This window comes from Pseudomonas sp. FSL W5-0203, assembly GCF_001896155.1.
GTDB classification, from domain to species: domain Bacteria; phylum Pseudomonadota; class Gammaproteobacteria; order Pseudomonadales; family Pseudomonadaceae; genus Aquipseudomonas; species Aquipseudomonas paracarnis.
In genome coordinates, this window is sequence record NZ_MPOR01000055.1 from 1 (window position 1) to 13,970 (window position 13,970).

The 13,970-nt window shown below is 61.3% G+C and carries 13 protein-coding genes; 8 read left to right on the forward strand and 5 right to left on the reverse strand.

The features are described 5' to 3' along the window. Positions 1 to 152: 152 nt before the first annotated feature. Complete coding sequence (locus BOP96_RS27060) at positions 153 to 1,718, reverse strand: sigma-54-dependent phenylalanine hydroxylase transcriptional regulator PhhR (protein ID WP_014719365.1); 1,566 nt, start codon at positions 1,716 to 1,718, stop codon at positions 153 to 155. Positions 1,719 to 1,975: 257 nt separating this feature from the next. On the opposite strand from BOP96_RS27060, the gene phhA reads away from it, so the two are divergent. From phhA to BOP96_RS27075, 3 genes are all read left to right on the forward strand, one after another. After that, positions 1,976 to 2,767, forward strand: a complete 792-nt coding sequence (gene phhA, locus BOP96_RS27065) for a phenylalanine 4-monooxygenase (protein ID WP_014719366.1) — start codon at positions 1,976 to 1,978, stop codon at positions 2,765 to 2,767. Between the two features lie 98 nt (positions 2,768 to 2,865). Further along, on the forward strand, positions 2,866 to 3,222 hold the full coding sequence (locus BOP96_RS27070; RefSeq protein WP_003192995.1) for a 4a-hydroxytetrahydrobiopterin dehydratase: 357 nt from the start codon (positions 2,866 to 2,868) through the stop codon (positions 3,220 to 3,222). Continuing rightward, complete coding sequence (locus BOP96_RS27075) at positions 3,222 to 4,415, forward strand: amino acid aminotransferase (protein ID WP_019818405.1); 1,194 nt, start codon at positions 3,222 to 3,224, stop codon at positions 4,413 to 4,415. The genes BOP96_RS27070 and BOP96_RS27075 overlap by 1 nt, the downstream gene beginning before the upstream one ends. A 176-nt stretch (positions 4,416 to 4,591) precedes the next feature. Here the strand turns inward: BOP96_RS27075 and BOP96_RS27080 are convergent, their stop codons facing one another. Further along, on the reverse strand, positions 4,592 to 5,401 hold the full coding sequence (locus tag BOP96_RS27080) for a UDP-2,3-diacylglucosamine diphosphatase (RefSeq protein WP_014719368.1): 810 nt from the start codon (positions 5,399 to 5,401) through the stop codon (positions 4,592 to 4,594). 137 nt (positions 5,402 to 5,538) lie between these two features. On the opposite strand from BOP96_RS27080, the gene BOP96_RS27085 reads away from it, so the two are divergent. Next, the gene (locus BOP96_RS27085; RefSeq protein WP_073454556.1) at positions 5,539 to 6,288 is read left to right on the forward strand and encodes a helix-turn-helix transcriptional regulator; all 750 of its coding nucleotides are present in this window, start codon (positions 5,539 to 5,541) and stop codon (positions 6,286 to 6,288) included. 99 nt (positions 6,289 to 6,387) lie between these two features. Next, positions 6,388 to 7,269: a DMT family transporter gene (locus tag BOP96_RS27090; RefSeq protein WP_019818408.1), complete on the forward strand. Its 882-nt coding sequence runs from the start codon at positions 6,388 to 6,390 to the stop codon at positions 7,267 to 7,269. A 2-nt stretch (positions 7,270 to 7,271) separates the two neighbouring features. Here the strand turns inward: BOP96_RS27090 and BOP96_RS27095 are convergent, their stop codons facing one another. Next, the gene (locus BOP96_RS27095) at positions 7,272 to 7,559 is read right to left on the reverse strand and encodes a SelT/SelW/SelH family protein (protein WP_014719371.1); all 288 of its coding nucleotides are present in this window, start codon (positions 7,557 to 7,559) and stop codon (positions 7,272 to 7,274) included. A gap of 83 nt (positions 7,560 to 7,642) precedes the next feature. Here BOP96_RS27095 and BOP96_RS27100 point away from each other — a divergent pair, with 83 nt between their 5' ends. Beyond that, on the forward strand, positions 7,643 to 9,832 hold the full coding sequence (locus BOP96_RS27100) for a patatin-like phospholipase family protein (protein WP_073454558.1): 2,190 nt from the start codon (positions 7,643 to 7,645) through the stop codon (positions 9,830 to 9,832). Positions 9,833 to 9,952: 120 nt separating this feature from the next. On the opposite strand, the gene BOP96_RS27105 is transcribed toward BOP96_RS27100, so the two are convergent. Next, positions 9,953 to 10,387, reverse strand: a complete 435-nt coding sequence (locus BOP96_RS27105; protein ID WP_003193007.1) for a MarR family transcriptional regulator — start codon at positions 10,385 to 10,387, stop codon at positions 9,953 to 9,955. A 121-nt stretch (positions 10,388 to 10,508) separates the two neighbouring features. Beyond that, complete coding sequence (gene recQ, locus BOP96_RS27110; protein WP_014719373.1) at positions 10,509 to 12,638, reverse strand: DNA helicase RecQ; 2,130 nt, start codon at positions 12,636 to 12,638, stop codon at positions 10,509 to 10,511. A 277-nt stretch (positions 12,639 to 12,915) separates the two neighbouring features. Between recQ and BOP96_RS27115 the strand changes: the two genes are divergently transcribed. Continuing rightward, complete coding sequence (locus tag BOP96_RS27115; protein ID WP_019818413.1) at positions 12,916 to 13,503, forward strand: UPF0149 family protein; 588 nt, start codon at positions 12,916 to 12,918, stop codon at positions 13,501 to 13,503. A gap of 20 nt (positions 13,504 to 13,523) precedes the next feature. After that, positions 13,524 to 13,907 carry a YbaN family protein gene (locus BOP96_RS27120; protein WP_019818414.1) on the forward strand — a complete coding sequence of 128 codons (384 nt, stop codon included), beginning with the start codon at positions 13,524 to 13,526 and terminating at the stop codon, positions 13,905 to 13,907. Positions 13,908 to 13,970 lie beyond the last annotated feature (63 nt).

Sequence of the window (13,970 nt, forward strand, 5' to 3'; positions counted from 1 at the left end):
AAGCCCGCTCCCACAGGGGATTGAGGCCGGGCGCTGATTGCGGGGGCAATACCCAACCAATGTGGGAGCTGGCTTGCCTGCGATAGCGGTTGGGCAGGCACTGATATGCCAACTGACAATCCGCTATAGCAGGCAAGCCAGCTCCCACCGTTTTAACTGCGATCGGCCTTGAGCACTTCGTAATCACGCAGCTTGTTGGCAATGGTGGTGTGGGAAACTCCCAGGCGCTTGCCTAACTGGCGGCTGCTCGGGTGTTCGGCGTACAGGCTTTCTAACACCGCCTTCTCAAAGCGCCCGACGATATCCTCCAGGCTGCCCTCCAGGGAAAAATCGCCCAGCGGCTGACGCACGCCATAATCGGGCAAGCGAATATGTTCAACCTTGACCGTGCCGCCTTCGCACAACGACACCGCCTGGAACAGCACGTTTTCCAGTTGCCGCACGTTGCCTGGCCAGTGGTAGTGGCTGAGTTTGTCCATGGCCGCAGGGGCCAGCCTGGGCAGTGGGCAACCGATCTGCCGACTGGCCTGGTCGAGAAAGTGCTCGACCAACGGCGCGAGGCCATCCAGGCATTCGCGCAACGGCGGGATATGCAACGACAGCACATTCAGCCGGTGATAAAGGTCCTGACGAAACTCCCCCCGGGCGCAGAGTTCCGACAAGTCCATCTGGGTCGCGCAGATCACCCGCACGTCCAGGTACACCTCTTCATCACTGCCCACCCGGCGAAAACAACCATCCTGCAAAAAGCGCAGCAGCTTGACCTGCAAGCGCGCGCTCATTTCTCCCACGCCATCCAGAAACAAGGTACCGCCCGCCGTCAGCTCAAGCAGGCCCAATTTACCTTCCGCCCGCGCCCCTTCAAATGCGCCGGGGCCATAGCCAAACAGTTCAGTCTCGGCCATCGACTCGGGCAACCCCGCGCAGTTGAGCGCCATCAACGGCGACTGCCCCCGCGGGCTGGCCAAGTGGCAGGCCCGGGCCAACAGCTCCTTGCCGGTGCCGGTTTCGCCTTCTATTAATAGCGGCGCATCCAGCGGCGCCATGCGCCGCGCTTCACGCACCACCGCGGCCATGACCTTGGAGCTTTGGAAGATGCTGTCGAAACCGCGCAGCTCTTGCTTGCGCACGTTATAGATACGCTCACCGACACGGTCGGCACGGTGCAGGGTGAGCACGGCGCCGGCCATGGCTTCGCTGTCGTCGTGCTCGGAGGATTGCAGGGGCGCGATATCCGCCAGAAATACGTCGCCCTTGACCTTGACCCGCAGGCCATTGATTCGCGACTTGCTGGCGCGCACCAGTTCCGGCAGGTCAAAATCCTCGGCATAACGCGACAGGGGAATCCCCGGCACTTCATCTACCCGCACGCCAAGCAACTGCGCCGCCGCCCGGTTGGCGGCCACGATGGAGCCGCCCATATCAATGGACAGCACCGGGAATTCCAGGGCACCGAGCAACGCATTGAGTTCCATATGCCGCCGCTCGCTGGGCATCAGCCCTACCCGCTTGACCCCGAACACTCCGGCAATCGCCTCGAACTGCGGGCGCAACGCCTGGAATTGCATGTTCACCAGGTTGGGGCAGAACAGGTAGATGGCATTGCCATGCTCACCGCCGACTTCGCCCTTGGCGACGTTGACGCCGTACTCCACCAGCAGGTTGAGGATGTCCCGCAGGATGCCGATGCGGTTCTGGCAGTGCACTTTGATACGCATGGAAAAACTCGAAAAAGGAGTAGGCGCCGCGTCTTTTTGTCGCTAGGCGCAGATAGTCGTCAAGATTATGTGACAGTACGGCAGCTATTCCCAGCCCATAGCTGCGAGAAGCGAGCCTATCGTAACGAATTCTTTACGAATATCGGTAATTTTTCCTACGCGCATTGGCTAAAGGCTGATGGAATCCTGCGCCTATCCGGTTATCAATAGAGGCATCCCAGGACATAACAAGAACGAATGCCTAGCAGGAGAGCCGTATGAAGCAGACGCAGTACGTGGCGCGCGAGCCCGATGCGCAAGGTTTTATCCACTACCCGCCAGAAGAACACGCGGTGTGGAATACCCTGATCACTCGTCAGTTGAAGGTGATTGAGGGCCGCGCCTGCCAGGAATACCTGGACGGCATCGACAAGCTCGGCCTGCCCCTGGACCGCATCCCCCAACTGGGCGAGATCAACAAGGTGCTGGCCGACACCACCGGCTGGCAAGTCGCCCGCGTGCCGGCGCTGATTCCCTTCCAGACCTTCTTTGAATTGCTGGCCAGCAAGCAGTTTCCGGTGGCGACCTTTATCCGCACCCGTGAAGAACTGGACTACCTGCAAGAGCCGGATATTTTTCACGAGATCTTTGGCCACTGCCCGCTGCTGACCAACCCCTGGTTCGCTGAATTCACCCACACCTACGGCAAGCTCGGCCTGGCGGCCACCAAGGAGCAACGGGTGTACCTGGCGCGCCTGTACTGGATGACCATCGAGTTCGGCCTGGTGGACACGCCTCAGGGCCGGCGTATCTACGGTGGCGGCATTTTGTCGTCGCCTAAAGAAAGTGTGTATTGCCTGTCGGACGAGCCCGAGCACCAGGCCTTCGACCCGCTGGAAGCGATGCGCACCCCCTATCGCATCGACATCCTGCAACCGCTGTACTTCGTCTTGCCCGAGCTCAAGCGCCTGTTCGACGTGGCGCAGGAAGACATCATGGGCATGGTCGAGCGCGGCATGCAGTTGGGTCTGCACGCACCGAAATTTCCGCCCAAACCCAAAGCCGCGTGAACCTCACGTTTTAAGGCCAGGTGAGTCTGTTCCCTGGCCCCGCGTTGCTTTAGGGTAACGCCACTGACCTTCAATCATTCGAATTCAGGACACCTTCCATGACCACCTTGAACCAAGCCCACTGCGAAGCCTGCCGCGCCGATGCCCCGCAAGTCAGCGATGAAGAACTGCCGGTGCTGATCAAGCAGATCCCTGACTGGAACATCGAAGTGCGCGATGGGGTGATGCAGCTGGAAAAGGTTTTCCTGTTCAAGAACTTCAAATTCGCCCTGGCTTTCACCAACGCCATGGGTGAAATTTCCGAAGCCGAAGGCCATCACCCTGGCCTGCTCACCGAGTGGGGCAAAGTCACCGTGACCTGGTGGAGCCACTCCATCAAGGGCCTGCACCGCAACGACTTCATCATGGCCGCGCGCACCGACGAAGTGGCCAAGACTGCCGAGGGTCGCAAGTAATGCATTTCGATGCCATCGACCGCGTGCCCGGCGACCCGATCCTCGGGTTGATGGACCTGTATACCCAGGACGCCAACCCGAACAAGTTCGACCTGGGCGTAGGTGTCTATAAGGACGAGCAAGGCCTGACGCCGATTCCCCACTCGGTGAAGCTGGCGGAACAGCGCCTGGTCGACACCCAAGTGACCAAGACCTATATCGGTGGGCATGGCGATGCAGCCTTCGGCAGCCTGATCAGCCAACTGGTGCTCGGCGCCGACTCGGCCTTGCTGCGTGACCGCCGCGCTGGCGCCACGCAAACCCCAGGCGGCACCGGCGCCCTGCGCTTGAGTGCCGACTTTATCGCTCACAGCCTGCCGGGCCGTGGCGTGTGGCTGAGCAACCCGACCTGGCCGATCCACGAAACCATTTTTGCCAAAGCCGGGCTCAAGGTCAGTCATTACCCTTACGTGGGCAGCGACAACCGCCTGGATGTGACGGCGATGCTGGCAACCCTGTCCAGCGTGCCCAAGGGCGACGTGGTATTGCTGCACGCGTGCTGCCATAACCCGACCGGCTTTGACCTGTCCCAGGATGACTGGCGCCAGGTCTTGCAGATCGTGCGTGAACGCCAGTTGCTGCCGCTGATCGACTTCGCCTACCAGGGCTTTGGCGATGGCCTGGAACAGGATGCCTGGGCGGTGCGCCTGTTTGCCGCCGAGCTGCCGGAAGTGCTGATCACCAGCTCCTGCTCGAAGAACTTCGGCCTGTATCGCGACCGCGTGGGTGCATTGATCGTCTGTGCGGCGGATGCCGAAAAGCTCACCGATGTACGCAGCCAACTGGCGAATATCGCTCGCAACCTGTGGTCGACACCGCCGGATCACGGTGCTGCCGTGGTGGCGACCATCCTCGGTGATGCACAGCTGAAAAAGCAGTGGAGCGAGGAAGTCGAGGCCATGCGTTCGCGGATCGCCCATCTGCGCGCAGGATTGGTGGAAGCGCTTGCGCCCCATGGCCTGGCCGAGAAATTCGCACATATCGGCACGCAGCGTGGGATGTTTTCCTATACCGGCTTGAGTGCCGAGCAGGTCAAGCAACTGCGCGAAAAGCACAGTGTGTATATGGTCAGTTCGGGGCGGGCTAACGTGGCCGGTGTTGATGCAACGCGCTTGACGTTGCTGGCTCAAGCCATCGCCGACGTTTCCAACTGAAGCAACAGGATTACGTGTGGGAGCTGGCTTGCCTGCGATGGCGGTGGTTCAGTTGCAGATTAATTGCCTGGCCCACCGCCATCGCGGGCAAGCCCGCTCCCACAGGGGATTGATGCCGGACGCTGAATCCGTGTGCGATACCTAGCCAGCGCCCACTTTTATAAGCACGCAGGGCTTCAGCCAGCGACCATTTCGGCCTTTAGCAGTGCCTCTTTGGCCTGCGCATCCGCCAACCGATACAACTCGATATGCCCATCCCAGTGCTCGATCAAGGCCGTGCACGACTCCACCCAATCCCCGCAGTTGAGGTAATCCACCTCGCCCACCTTGCGAATCTCGGCATGGTGAATATGCCCGCACACCACCCCGTGCAATTCACGCTTGGTCACCTCGTGGGCAATCGCCTCTTCGAAATCGCTGATAAAACTCACTGCCGTCTTGACCTTGTGTTTCAGGTACGCCGACAGCGACCAATAACCGTAGCCATACCGCGCACGCCAGTGGTTCAGCCAGCGGTTCAGCGTCAGGGTGAATTCGTAGGCCGAGTCGCCGAGGAAGGCGAGCCAGCGGTGATAGCGCGTGATCACATCAAACTGGTCGCCATGAATCACCAGCAAGTGGCGGCCATCGGCGGTGACGTGTACAGCCTCATCGACCAATTGGATATTGCCCAGGATCAGCTTGGAATAGCGACGCAGGAACTCGTCATGGTTGCCGGTGACATAGATCACCTCGGTGCCACGTTTGGCCATGGTCAGCAAGCGGCGGATCACGTTGGTGTGAGCCTGGGGCCAATACATGCCACCGCGCAGTTTCCAACCGTCGATGATGTCACCGACCAGGTAGACCTTGTCGGCATGGTAGCCCTTGAGAAAGTGCGACAGGTGTTCGGCCTGGCAATCCCGAGTGCCCAGGTGCACGTCGGAAATCCACAGGGTTCGCACCCGTTGCTTGCGGCTGGGCTTGGTGAACTCGGCACGGGTCATGGGCATCCCTCGACGCTGTTTTGGCGAGCTTGCGCCTTGGCGATTAATAGTCCATGACAAGCGTGCGTCAGTCTGATGACAGCGCCCGCGGCCTGCCAAGCGTTGTAGACTGACGGCTTGCCGCCCTGGAGACCGCGATGAGCCCAACCCTCACGCTACGCCACTACCTTGAAGCGCCCATTGCCCACAGCCATGACCATGCGCAGTTGGTGTTCGGCCTTTCCGGGCACCTGGACCTGGAAGTCGATGGCCGTGGCAGCCAGGTGCGCGAAAGCAGCGTGATGGTGCTGCCCTTCTCCACCCACCACGCCTGCATCAGCCGCGATGGCAGCCGCTGCCTGGTGCTGGATGTGCCGACCGAGGACTGGGTGGTGCAATCCTTGGGCGAACATGCCGATGCCAGCCGCCGCTTGCTCGACCAACCCGCACGCCTGGCGCTGGATGCCCGGCAACACCAGTTGGTGCAGTGGCTGGCACAAAGCCCGGTGCACGACCCGCTGATCGTCCAGCAAGGCGCCGTGTTGTTACTGGCCAGCCTCAACCACCCTCAGGGTCAACCGCTGCCTGGCCGGCGTCTGCCTTATGCCGCGTTCAATAGCCATATCGAGCGCCATGCGGCGCGTCCGCTCCAGGTGGCCGACCTGGCGCGGATTGCCGATTTGTCCGTGCCGCGCCTGCATGCACGGTTTATGGCTGAGTGCGGGCAAACGCCGATGGACTATCTACGCAGTCGTCGCTTGCATATGGCGCTCAGGCTTTTACGCGAAACCTCCCTGCCCATCGGCGAGATTGCCGAGCGCGTCGGCTACGCCTCGCAAAGTGCATTTTGCGCGGCCATGCTACGGGCCTTTGGCGCCTCGCCCGGGGCGTTGCGTCGGGCGGGCTAGCAAGAGTCTTGCGCTAAAAATCACCCGGCCCGCGACAGACGCCCATCCTCCAACCCTCTAGACTGCGAGGCTGTCACCCCTGTTGGATCAAGGATCGCAATGACTCCCCGCTCAGCCCTTGGCGCCCTGCATATCGGCGCACTGATGTTTGGCCTCACCGGCGTATTCGGCAAGCTGGCGGCGGCCTCCCCTGCCATCATCGTATTCGGCCGAGCCGCGTTTGCCGTGCTGGCCCTGGCGGTATTCGCCCGCTTTGCCAGCAACGCTCCCTGGAAAAAACTGGAGATGCGTGACTGGCGTCGCCTGCTGGTCAGCGGCGTCGTGCTGGCCGCCCATTGGGTGACGTTCTTTATCGCTGTCAAAGTCGCGGGTGTGGCCGTGGCGACCCTGGGGTTCACCGCATTTCCGGCCTTTACCGTAATCCTTGAGGGGCTGATTTTCCGCGAGCGCATTCGCGCCAATGAAGTGCTGCTGGTGGTGCTGGTCACCGTTGGCCTGGTGCTTGTGACCCCGGATTTCAATCTCGCCAGCGAGGCCACGGGCGGGCTGCTGTGGGGCATCGCCTCGGGCCTGTTGTTCTCGTTGTTGTCGCTGAACAATCGCGCCAGTTCAGGGCGCATTCCTGCGGTACAGGCCGCGCTGTGCCAGAACGTCGTGGTCGCCGCGCTCCTGCTGCCCGTGGCCGCGCCGGGGTTGGCGGATGTGCGAGGGATAGATTGGCTGTGGATCGGGCTGCTGGGGGTGTTTTGTACCGGCCTGGCCCACAGCCTGTTTGTCGCCAGCCTTGCGGTGATCAAGGCGCGCACCGCGTCGGTGGTGTTTGCGATGGAACCGGTCTACGGCATCACCGTGGCCTGGCTGTTGTTTGCCGAAACCCCGACCCTGCGCATGCTGCTGGGCGGCGCCTTGATCATCGTCGCCATCGTGCTCTCCGGCCTGATGGGCAGCGCCAGCCAGGCCAAGCAACCGGCGCCGGCCTGACTTCAGACGGTACGGTCGTTATGCCCGAGGTCGCGCTGCGGGTCGATCTGGTCGCGCACTCGCTGCTTGAGCACCTTGGCCTCGGGAAAACCGCCATCGGCCTTGCGCTCCCAAATCTGCACGCCATCGCAGGTAATGCGAAAGGCCCCGCCGGTGGCTGGTTCCAGTGCCACGCGCCCCAAGTCATCGGCAAAGGTGCTGAGTAGCTCCTGGGCCAGCCACGCGGCGCGCAGCAACCACTGGCACTGGGTGCAATAGGTGATCACGATCTCGGGTTTGCATGCAGACATCATTAAGCGGCTCCTGGCGTAACAGGCTCAGCGAATCGGGTGGCTATAATAGCGGCCTTTGTCGCCCAGCCACGAGATTGATGATGCGCCGCCTGTTGTCTTGCCTGTTCCTGTGCCTTGCCCCCCTACTTGCCGACGCGGTAGAAGCCCCCCGCCCGAAAATCGGCCTGGTGCTGTCCGGCGGCGCCGCCCGTGGCCTGGCGCATATCGGCGTGCTCAAGGCGCTTGAAGAGCAAGGTATTCATATCGATGCGATTGCCGGCACCAGTATGGGCGCGGTGATTGGCGGGTTGTATGCGTCGGGCTACAAAATTGACGAGCTGGAGAAGTTGGCGCTGGGGATCGACTGGCAGCAGGCCCTGTCCGACGCGCCACCGCGTGAAGATGTACCGTTTCGGCGCAAACAGGACGACCGGGATTTCCTGGTCAAACAAAAACTCAGTTTCCGCGACGATGGCAGCCTCGGCCTGCCGCTGGGCGTGATCCAGGGCCAGAACCTGGCGTTGCTGCTGGAAAGCATGTTCGCCCACAGCAGCAACACGCGTAATTTCGACAAGCTGCCGATCCCATTCCGCGCCGTGGCCACCGACATCACCACCGGCGAAAAAGTAGTCTTCAGCAAAGGCCACCTGCCCCAGGTGATACGCGCCAGCATGTCGATTCCCGCGGTGTTCGCCCCGGTGGAGCTGGATGGCCGCCTGCTGGTGGACGGCGGTATGACCGACAACATCCCGTTGGATGTGGCGCGGGAGATGGGCGTCGATATTGCTATCGTGGTCGACATCGGCACCCCGCTGCGCTCGCGCAAACAACTGGCCACCGTGGTGGACGTGCTCAACCAGTCCATCACCCTGATGACCCGGCGTAACTCCGAGGAACAACTCAAGGCCCTGAACCCCAAGGACGTGTTGATCCAACCGCCGCTGGCCGCTTATGGCGTCACCGACTTTGGCCGCGCCAAGGACATGATCGATGCCGGCTACCGCGCCACCCGTGCCCTCGACGTGCGCCTGGCACACCTGCGCCCTGCCGAACCCATCGACGCCGACCTGATAGCCGCCCGCACACCGGGCGAACGCACCCCGGTAATCACCGCAATCCAGGTGGAGAACGACTCCAAAGTCAGCGATGACGTTATCCGCTACTACATTCGCCAGGGGCTGGGAGAACCGTTGAACCTGGGCCGCCTGCAATCAGACATGGGCACCCTGTACGGCCTGGATTACTTCGAGCAGGTGCAATACCGCGTGGTAAAAAAAGGCCAGGACAACACCCTGGTGATCAGCGCACGCGGCAAGCGCAGCGGCACCGACTACCTGCGCCTGGGCTTGAACCTCTCGGACGACATGCGCGGCGACAGCGCCTTCAACCTCGGCGCCAGTTACCGCGTGAACGGCATCAACCGCCTCGGCGCGGAATGGCTCACACGGGTGCAGATCGGTGATCGGCAGGAGCTCTACAGTGAGTTCTACCAACCCATGGACACCGGCTCACGCTACTTTGTGGCCCCCTACATCAGGGCCGAGGCGCAGAACGTCGAGCTGATCCTGGATAACGACCCCATCTCCGAATACCGCCTGGAACGCTATGGCTTCGGTTTGAACGTGGGCCGGCAGATCGGCAACAGCGGCGAGATCCGCTTTGGCGTGGGCGAAGCCTGGGGCAAGGCGGACGTGCGCATTGGCGACCGCGATCTGCCAAGCGTGAGCTTCAGCGAAGGCTTCTATGAACTCAAATATTCCTTCGACTCCCTGGACAACGTGTACTTCCCCCACAGCGGCGAAGACATCGGCCTGGCCTTTCGCGAGTTCGAACCTGGCCTGGGCTCGGACCAGCGCTACCGCCAGTGGGAATTCAAGCTGGACAAGGCCATGAGCCACGGCCCGGACACCCTGATACTGGGCGGCCGCTATGGGCGCACCCTGGACGATTCGGATGTGGTGATTTCCAGCTTCCTGCTAGGAGGCGCACGGCAATTATCAGGCTTCCGCCAGGATGCGATTTCGGGGCAGAACATCAGCCTGATGCGCGCGGTGTACTACCGCAGGCTCACCCCGCGCTCTTACCTGCCTCTGGACTTCCCGTTGTACCTGGGTGCATCCCTGGAACGGGGTCGGGCGTGGAACAACGATAACGAGTTCGACAGCGGCTATATCAACGCGGCGAGTATTTTCCTGGGGTTTGATACACCCTTGGGGCCGCTGAATTTCAGCTATGGGTTCAATGATGATAATCAGAAGGCGGTGTACTTGAACCTGGGCCAGACGTTCTAAGAAGCCGAACACTAAACCCAATGTGGGAGCTGGCTTGCCTGCGATAGCGGTGCGTCAGCCAGCTAATCCCTTGACTGAATGTCCGTCATCGCAGGCAAGCCAGCTCCCACATTATTTAGATCAGGACTTTTCCAGGTTCGCCAGGATGTGCTCATGCACCCGCATGCACACCCGCAGGTCTTCCTCATTCACGCCCACGAACAACTCATGGCGCAACGCCGTGGCGATGGTTTCGATCTGGTCGATCAACGGTTGGGCGGTGTCGCACAGCAGGATACGTTTGGCACGACGGTCTTCTACTACGGCCTGGCGTTGCACCAGGCCCTGGCCCTCGAGGCTGTCGAGCAGACGAGCCAGGGTGGGCCCTTCCACGCCGACACTCTGGGCCAATTCACGCTGGGTGGGTGCTTCGACAAAACGGGCCAGGTGCAACAGCACCAGCCAGCGCGCCTGGGACAAGCCCAGCCCCGCCAGCCGGCGATCCAGTTCGGCGCGCCAACCTCGGGACATTTGCGCCAACTGCATGCCAAAACGGTGTTGATCGGTTAACGGCATAAAAAACTCATGTTTAAGACTGAAAATAAAGTATGGCTAATTATTAGTCAGCTAAGCATGAGCCCTGTCAGTAGGCAAGGCCCGCTATGTACTGATTCGTTACATTGTCGTAATTGGCACACTAAATTTCGAATTCCGACTGCAAAGCAGCACGCACGCAGTACAAAACGCCTTCCGGAACACGCCCGGTAAATAACGGCGCAATCTCCGTGACAGCTGGCAATTCGCCTTCTCCATCGAGAAAAGCGTCCTGGATTTCACCGAGCAAATCTTCAGGCAAATCAAGGGCCTGCTCCAGGGACAATTGCTGCTTGCCGATGGCTTCGGCGAGCAAGGTGTATACGTTTTTTTCCGAGCATTGCAGCTGGCCGGCGATCTGGATCGGGGTCATGCCGGCGCGGGCCAGGCTGATCAGTTCGTGGCGAATATCGGCGATTTCCTTCGGCGCTTCGGCCTGGCCGCCGAGCACTTCCAGGAAGGCCTGGCCGTAGCGTTCCAGTTTACGCGCGCCCACACCGCTGACCCGGGCCATCTCGGCCATGGTGGTGGGCTGCTCGCGGAGCATCTCCAGCAAGGTGGAGTCGGGAAAGATAACGTAGGGTGGCACGCTGTGCTCCTGCGCCAGTTTGCGCCGCAGGGTGCGCAAGGCTTCCCACTGTTCGCGTTCTTCACCCCGCACCAGTTGGCTGGCCTGGCTAGTACTGCTGCTTTTGGCGGTGGTCTGCGGCTTGAGGTCACGGCGCAGTTCCAGGCTCACTTCGCCCTTGAGCAAGGGCCGGCAACTGTCATTCAGGCGCAGCCCGCCGTAGCCTTCGATATCGATGTCGACCAGCCCACGGGCAACCATCTGGCGAAACAGCGAACGCCACTCACCTTCGGCGCGAGCTTTGCCGACACCGTACACCGAGAGTTTCTCGTGGCCGAAGCTGCGGATTTTTTCATTGTCCTTGCCCAGCAGTACGTCCACCAGATGGCCCACACCATAACGCTGGCCGGTGCGATAGATCGTCGACAACGCCTGGCGCGCCGGCTCGGTGGCGTCCCAGGTTTGTACGCCGTCGATGCAGTTATCGCAGTGGCCGCAGGGTTCAGGCATGTCTTCGTCGAAATACGCCAGCAGGGTCTGGCGGCGGCAGCGGGTCTCTTCGCACAACGAGAGCATGGCATCGAGCTTGTGCTGTTCCAGGCGTTTGTGGCGCTCGTCGCCCTCGGAGTTCTGCAGCATCTGCTTGAGCATCACCACGTCTTGCAGTCCGTAGACCATCCAGGCATCCGCCGGCAGGCCATCGCGGCCGGCACGCCCGGTTTCCTGGTAATAGGCCTCAAGGGACTTGGGCAGGTCCATGTGCGCCACGAAACGCACGTTGGATTTGTCGATGCCCATGCCAAAGGCGATGGTTGCCACCATGATCAGGCCTTCCTCGTTCAGGAAGCGCTTCTGGTGCGCTGATCGCGTTTCATTGGGCAGGCCGGCATGGTAAGGCAGTGCCGGGTAGCCTTGTTCACAGAGGAACGCCGCGACCTCGTCGACTTTCTTGCGCGATAGGCAGTACACGATGCCCGCGTCACTGCGCCGCTCGGACAGGAACGCCAGCAACTGCTTGCGTGGCTGCTCCTTGGGCACGATGCGGTAGAAAATATTGGGCCGGTCAAAACTCGACAGGAAGCGCTCGGCGTTCTGCAAATGCAGGCGCTCGACGATCTCTTCGCGGGTCCGCTTGTCGGCGGTGGCGGTCAGCGCGATACGCGGCACATCGGGAAACAGTTCGGCCAATTGGCCAAGCTGCAGGTATTCGCGACGGAAATCGTGACCCCATTGCGACACACAGTGGGCTTCGTCAATGGCGAACAGGGCGATTTCCAGGCTCTGCAAAAAAGCCAGCATGCGTGGCTGCACCAGGCGCTCCGGCGCCAGGTAGAGCATTTTCACCTCGCCACGCTTGATGCGTGCGGCCAGGTCGCGCTGCTGCTCGGCGCTGAGAGTGGAGTTCAACGACGCGGCGGCGACACCGAGTTCTTCAAGGGTGGCGACCTGATCGTCCATCAACGCAATCAGCGGCGACACCACCACGGCCAGGCCATTGCGCAACAGCGCCGGCACCTGGAAGCACAGCGACTTGCCGCCACCGGTAGGCATCAGTACCAGGGCATCGCCGCCACTGGCCACGCGCTCAATGATCGCACCCTGGCGGCCACGAAAACTGTCGTAGCCGAAGATGTCCTTGAGGACGCGTTGAGCCTGCTCGAGCATGTAAAACTCCAAAATGGTGCCGAAAACCCCTCTATACAGGCTGGCCGAAAAAATCCCCGTTCACGAAAAATAATCCGTAAGCGAAGTTTTCCCGGATTGGCGCTGGGCCTGTAGGGGCATCACAAAACGCGGCAGTATACCCGAGCGTTATCCACCAAAGGGCGCGACTGACGAATAGACGCACCAGGCTAAAACCGGGCAAATATGCCGTGCGGCTGGCCTGGGCGCTCAAGAAAGCCTAGAATTCAGCATCGTTTATTCCCAAGGTAGCCCTTCAATGTCCTTCGCTGAGCAACTAACCCGCCTGCAAGCCTTCCTCGACGCCGATGAGCTGCATGACGAGGCGCTGGACTACGTGGCCGCCCACGGCTACCTGACCGCCCTGTCGATCTGCTCCGACCCCGTCCCGGACCGTGAATGGATCGACGCGCTGTTCGCTGAAGAGCCTCACTACAGCGACGACGCCCAGCGCGCAGAAATCGAATCCACCCTGATCGCCCTCAAGGCCCACATCGCCCGCCAACTGGCCTCCGACGAAGAGTTCGAGCTGCCGTGCGAGCTGGACCTGGGCGACGACCCTGATGACTCCGACCTGCGCGGCTGGTGCATCGGCTTCATGGAAGGCGTGTTCCTGCGCGAAGCCGCCTGGTTCGAAACCGCCGAAGAAGAAGTCAGCGAAATGCTGCTGCCGATCATGGTCGGCTCAGGCCTGTTCGAAGAGGAAGCAGAGTTCTCCGACATCGCCGCCGACGCCAACCTGATGGACGACATGATCGTGCAGATCCCGGAAGCCCTCACCGCGCTGTACCTGCTGTGCAACGCGCCTGACGAAAAACCGGCGATCCTCAAGCCACGTCACCACTGAGTGGCTTGCCCGTGGCACCCATGGGCAACCGTCCACTGCTCCTGCGCTACGCGCTGCTGGCCATCGGCTGGCTAAGCGTAGCGCTGGGAGTCATCGGCATTTTCCTACCTGTGCTGCCGACCACGCCCTTCCTGTTACTCGCCGCCGCCTGTTTCGCTCGCAGCTCCCCGCGCTTCTACCACTGGCTGGTGGAACACCCGCGCCTGGGGCCATGGGTGCGCGATTACCTGGACGGCAATGGCATCCCGCTCAAAGGCAAGGTCTACGCCATTGGCTTGATGTGGTTGAGCATCTCGATTTCCTGCTACCTGGTGCCGCTGCCATGGGCACGGGGCTTTATGCTGACCAGTGCGGTGCTGGTGACGATCTACATCCTGCGCCAGAAAACCCTGCCGCCACGCTGAGCGCCACCTGCGACATTCGATCCCACACGACCTTGGTCGACACTGACTAACACCAGGCATCAT

Bases quoted from the DNA above. Each gene is read 5' to 3' on its own strand.
- BOP96_RS27075 (WP_019818405.1), top strand. From the start codon at position 3,222: ATGCATTTCGATGCCATCGACCGCGTGCCCGGCGACCCGATCCTCGGG.
- BOP96_RS27070 (WP_003192995.1), top strand. From the start codon at position 2,866: ATGACCACCTTGAACCAAGCCCACTGCGAAGCCTGCCGCGCCGATGCC.
- BOP96_RS27095 (WP_014719371.1), bottom strand. From the start codon at position 7,559: ATGTCTGCATGCAAACCCGAGATCGTGATCACCTATTGCACCCAGTGC.
- BOP96_RS27090 (WP_019818408.1), top strand. From the start codon at position 6,388: ATGACTCCCCGCTCAGCCCTTGGCGCCCTGCATATCGGCGCACTGATG.
- BOP96_RS27080 (WP_014719368.1), bottom strand. From the start codon at position 5,401: ATGACCCGTGCCGAGTTCACCAAGCCCAGCCGCAAGCAACGGGTGCGA.
- BOP96_RS27115 (WP_019818413.1), top strand. From the start codon at position 12,916: ATGTCCTTCGCTGAGCAACTAACCCGCCTGCAAGCCTTCCTCGACGCC.
- BOP96_RS27120 (WP_019818414.1), top strand. From the start codon at position 13,524: ATGGGCAACCGTCCACTGCTCCTGCGCTACGCGCTGCTGGCCATCGGC.
- phhA (WP_014719366.1), top strand. From the start codon at position 1,976: ATGAAGCAGACGCAGTACGTGGCGCGCGAGCCCGATGCGCAAGGTTTT.
- BOP96_RS27100 (WP_073454558.1), top strand. From the start codon at position 7,643: ATGCGCCGCCTGTTGTCTTGCCTGTTCCTGTGCCTTGCCCCCCTACTT.
- BOP96_RS27060 (WP_014719365.1), bottom strand. From the start codon at position 1,718: ATGCGTATCAAAGTGCACTGCCAGAACCGCATCGGCATCCTGCGGGAC.
- BOP96_RS27085 (WP_073454556.1), top strand. From the start codon at position 5,539: ATGAGCCCAACCCTCACGCTACGCCACTACCTTGAAGCGCCCATTGCC.
- BOP96_RS27105 (WP_003193007.1), bottom strand. From the start codon at position 10,387: ATGCCGTTAACCGATCAACACCGTTTTGGCATGCAGTTGGCGCAAATG.
- recQ (WP_014719373.1), bottom strand. From the start codon at position 12,638: ATGCTCGAGCAGGCTCAACGCGTCCTCAAGGACATCTTCGGCTACGAC.